Below are 4,360 nucleotides of genomic sequence, written 5' to 3'. Positions count from 1 at the left end.
TACTACAGAAACAAGAAAAAATTCCTGCCCGTAAAAAACAGGCAGGCCCCAGACAGTTAATATATTAATAAGTATCGGCAGGTACAATTTACATTGCAGGGGTAAGACCCTTACGCTGGCTCTTCAGTTTAATTGCCTGGTATATCATACCTGCTACAAATAATACCAACATGATCAAAAGCCCCGTTTTTACAACGGGGGAATCAGGCCCTTCGGCCAGGGGCTGTTCAACAGGGAGCCTTGTGAGCGTTTCAACCACGGCAGGTACCAAGGAAAAGAATAGCGTGGCCGTCATACCTATGGTTTGTACATAATCTGCCTTTCCACCAAAAATGCGCAGGGAAGGGGCGTAGTAAACTATAGGCAGCAATATTAAAATAAGGAATGAAAGGTTGTGGGCGCTGCTCAGGTGACCGGTTTTCATGACCAGGAACGATGATAAACAAGCCAGCACGGTGAAGATGCCATAAAGCCTGCCGTTTGTTGTTTTAGGATTGATTTTTCCATCCTGAAACAAGGCAATAAAACCAATTGCAACTCCCACAAGGCTTATTGCCGTATGAATAACTCCGAACGTTGATAAATGATTTGGCATAATAGTGATTTTAAGGTTAATGATATTTTTAAGGTGATCTGCTTGCAAACACCGGGGATTAACCAATACTAATGCCTGTTTTTTATATTATTGATTATGAGTTTGTTATATTTTTTTATGTGACTTTGAAATGACGAAATATCGTAACGATTTGTCATTTGTAACGGAATGTAGCAAGTGTCAGTTACCTAATAAGAGACAATCTCATTGCTGTCAAACGCTTATGATCTGATTTTTTATAGCAAAAAGCACCATGCCTGTTCGGGATTTGAGCCCGAACTTTTGAAATAATGATTCGCGGTAGTTATCGATAGTATGAGGGCTTAAGTTCATTTCGTCGGCAATTTGCCTGTAGGTAAGTTCCGAGCAACTTAGCTTCAGAAAGGTAAGTTCATTGGAGGTAAGCTCTTTCGATTTATCGGCGGGTGTATTTTTATTTTGCATGGTGTACAGTAATTTGCCGCTTACCAGCTCATTAAGGTAATAACCATGTTTTTGGATAGTTTGCATCGCATACACTACATCCCGAATCTTCGATTCCTTAAGCATATAGCCAACGGCCCCGCTTTTGAGCATGTTGATGATCGGTTTATCCTCATCAGACATGCTTAGCGCCAGTACTTTTACAGTTGGATGGTTTTCGCGTAACCAGACTGTGGCCTGGTAGCCATCCATCACAGGCATAGTAATGTCCATCAGGATAATATCGGGCAAAGGGAATTTTTTAAGCTTGCTGATCATATCTTCGCCGTTTTCGGCATCGAAAACTATGCTGATCTCTTTAAAATCATCAAGCAAACTGATCATCCCCTGCCTGAACAATGTATGGTTATCAATAATGGCAATTTGAATAAGCGGGGTTGATGTTAAAGTCTGCATTAATTATAGGTTATATCTGTTAACTGGTGTTAACTGTAATGCAAAGTAGGAAAAATAATATACTTCTATTTTATTTTATTACCTGTTTTGAAGCTAAAAAAGGGTGAAAACACCCTTTATAGTTTTTTGCACTTAAACGAAATTTGAGATATTAAAGAAATACTCCCGGTTTTAAAATTTGTACCCCTGATAAAAATAAAAATGTTGAAGTATTCAATAGCCATGAAAAGGCTTAAGAATGTAGAAAATTAGCTCAAAAATATAAACCTAAACTAAGGAGAAGCCCTAAACCTTTTTACTTAATTATTTTAACATTGATGTTTAACCCATTGTAAAAGCCGCCGGCTCTTATAATGGGTTATTTATTTTTATAGTCGCGTGTCTTCTTCTTTGATGGGTAAGTCGTTGATGCTGGCATAGCGTTTTTGCATCAGGCCGTTTTCGTCAAACTCCCAGTTCTCGTTGCCATAGGCACGGAACCATTGGCCTTCGGCATTGTGGTATTCGTACTCGAAGCGTACGGCGATGCGGTTGTCTGTAAAAGCCCACAGTTCCTTCTTTAATTTATAGTCGAGCTCTTTTTGCCATTTACGGGTTAAAAATTCAACCACCTGTTGGCGTCCGTTCACAAATTCCGAGCGGTTACGCCATTCGGTATCAATGGTATAAGCTAATGACACCCTTGCCGGGTCCTGGCTGTTCCAGGCATCTTCGGCTAATTGTACTTTTTGAGTGGCTGTTTCAAAATTAAATGGAGGTAGTGGCAGCTTTTGTTCCATGATGGTAATAATCTGATTTGATGTACCAAAGTTAAGATCATGGAGGCTCATTTTGTGGTACTATTTAAGGTTCCTTTGGTATTAAGTATGTTTTTTTTAATTTTAGATAAGCCTTATAACCAGTTTATTTCCTTTTGTGATGAAAGCCAAGAATGTTAAAACAATTGTCCTTGCCGATTCGGCAGGTGTGGATGCCTATATGCAAAAGTTGGATCACCCGCTTAAGGACGTATTGGAGGCATTAAGGAAGATCATCCTTAGCGTTGATAGTGAAATAGGTGAACATATCAAATGGAATGCACCAAGCTTTTTATATATCGGCGAGATGCAGCCTTTTGACCCTAAAGAGTATAAAAGATATCTTATTGTTTCAAACGTATACCAAAAAGATTGTATCAGGCTGGTATTCCCTTCGGGTGTCAAAATTAATGATACTTCCGGGTTGCTTACCGGCGACTATGCAGATGGCCGTCGGCTTGCTTTTTTTCACAATATGGACGAAGTAGCAGCGAAAGAAGACGCTTTACGAAATGCTGTGAAAACCTGGTTGACCTTGCTGGATAAATAAAAGGAGAAAGCCATGATCAAATTTATTCAGCACGTAAAAGATCTGAACGTTGAAGCTGTTAAAGCGATGATCGAAAAGGATCACAAATGGCTTGCCTGGGCTGAGGACAACGGTAAAAACGCCCTTCATTACCTGTGCGGTATTGAAATTGCCAAACGCCCTGCACAAGTCGGAGATAGCTTGACCATGCTTAAATTATTGCTGGCAAACGGCATGGATATTAATGCTGTTCACCGGATAAAAGAGGACTGCGGATTTTTTCCGGCCACACCACTTTGGTACGCTTATACCCGGGGAAGAAATGAGTTGTTATATAAATACCTGTTAGCCAATGGGGCCAATCCCGAACATTGCATGTATGCCATAACCTGGTATAATGATGTTGAAGCAGCGGATCTGTTTAAAAGTTACGGGGCACAAACAGATAATGGTATAGGTAATGACACCCCGTTCATGGCTGCATACAACTGGAAACGCTTTGAAATTGCGGAGTGGCTTTTAAAGAACGGCGCAGATGTAAACTTTGCCGATAAAGATGGTAATACCGCGCTCTTTTATGCCGTGAAACGGAAGTATAAGCAGGATCAGGTCAGGTTGCTGCTGAGGTTTGGAGCCGATTTCAGCAAAGAGAACAATCAGGGAATATCAGCTAAGAAACTGGCAGAGCAGAATAGTCAGACAGGGATTTTGAAGTTGTTTAAGGAATGATTCGTGAAGATCTTATGTAGAGACGCATCACATGCGTCTCCTTTAGGAAAAGCCGATATGCACAATATCGGAGAATTTAATCTGTATGCGGGAGACGCATGTGATGCGTCTCTACAGCCAAAAAGATGGAAGTATAACTCGATATTACATCCAGGCCAGGCATCCCATCAATAGCATCATCAGTTTGCTAACCTTGCTTGGCAGCATATCAAAGTGTTTTTTAAACGCGGCTGTAAAGTGATGCGCGTTTTTATAACCCACGGTTTCGGCAACTTCGCTAACGGTGCGGCCATCTTTAAGCAGTTTATAGGCCGTGTTCATCCGGAGTTCGGCCAGGTAACCAAAAACGGTATTGCCGAATAAGGCTTTAAATCCCTTCTTTAATTTAAAATCGTTAAGCCCGGTTTTGCGTGATAACTCGATCAAAGAGCAGGGATGTTTTAGATTTTGCTCTACGATATTCCTGGCTTCCAGTAAACGCATTTTGTCAGCATCATTAAAAATCGGTTTGGATGTCATTTCCTCTGGCTGATACAGTTTGATCAATAAATCTACTATGCCGGCTTCAAGGAACAGGCGTTTTATATAAGGGGTTTGGTTATCGTCTAAAATATTTTTGCTGATGGATTGTGCCTTTGCACTCAGTTCTTTTTTGATGAACTGGTTAAAATGTTTTTTTACATCAGCCGGCAAAGTTCCCTGGGCTGATAATCTTTCAATAAATGATTCATCGAGGCAGATTGCCAAAAGAGTACTGTTGTTATTGAATAATATATTGGTGTTTAAGCTTTCGGCATAAGCTGAGTAACAATTGTCTTTATTGACTTTTAA

Annotated in this window: 6 protein-coding genes; 2 read left to right on the top strand and 4 right to left on the bottom strand. The window is 40.3% G+C overall.

The annotated features are described in order from the left end of the window. Positions 1–88: 88 nt before the first annotated feature. The 3 genes from VF500_RS15330 to VF500_RS15320 form a co-directional block, all read right to left on the bottom strand. Complete coding sequence (locus VF500_RS15330; RefSeq protein ID WP_330860503.1) at positions 89–595, bottom strand: hypothetical protein; 507 nt, start codon at positions 593–595, stop codon at positions 89–91. A gap of 213 nt (positions 596–808) precedes the next feature. Beyond that, on the bottom strand, positions 809–1,474 hold the full coding sequence (locus VF500_RS15325) for a response regulator transcription factor (protein ID WP_330860502.1): 666 nt from the start codon (positions 1,472–1,474) through the stop codon (positions 809–811). Between the two features lie 368 nt (positions 1,475–1,842). Further along, positions 1,843–2,304 (bottom strand): nuclear transport factor 2 family protein, encoded by a 462-nt coding sequence (locus VF500_RS15320; RefSeq protein ID WP_330860501.1) that lies wholly within the window; start codon positions 2,302–2,304, stop codon positions 1,843–1,845. A gap of 88 nt (positions 2,305–2,392) precedes the next feature. On the opposite strand from VF500_RS15320, the gene VF500_RS15315 reads away from it, so the two are divergent. Next, on the top strand, positions 2,393–2,821 hold the full coding sequence (locus tag VF500_RS15315) for a DUF1801 domain-containing protein (protein WP_330860500.1): 429 nt from the start codon (positions 2,393–2,395) through the stop codon (positions 2,819–2,821). Between the two features lie 12 nt (positions 2,822–2,833). After that, the gene (locus VF500_RS15310; protein ID WP_330860499.1) at positions 2,834–3,529 is read left to right on the top strand and encodes an ankyrin repeat domain-containing protein; all 696 of its coding nucleotides are present in this window, start codon (positions 2,834–2,836) and stop codon (positions 3,527–3,529) included. A 144-nt stretch (positions 3,530–3,673) separates the two neighbouring features. Here the strand turns inward: VF500_RS15310 and VF500_RS15305 are convergent. Continuing rightward, positions 3,674–4,360, bottom strand: a 687-nt coding sequence (locus tag VF500_RS15305) for an AraC family transcriptional regulator (protein ID WP_330860498.1), incomplete at its 5' end; no start/stop codon positions are given.

The organism is Mucilaginibacter sp., from assembly GCF_036383575.1.
Classification (GTDB): domain Bacteria; phylum Bacteroidota; class Bacteroidia; order Sphingobacteriales; family Sphingobacteriaceae; genus Mucilaginibacter.
The sequence above is the reverse complement of the archived record's forward strand: the minus strand, read 5'-3'. Positions and strand labels throughout refer to the sequence as shown.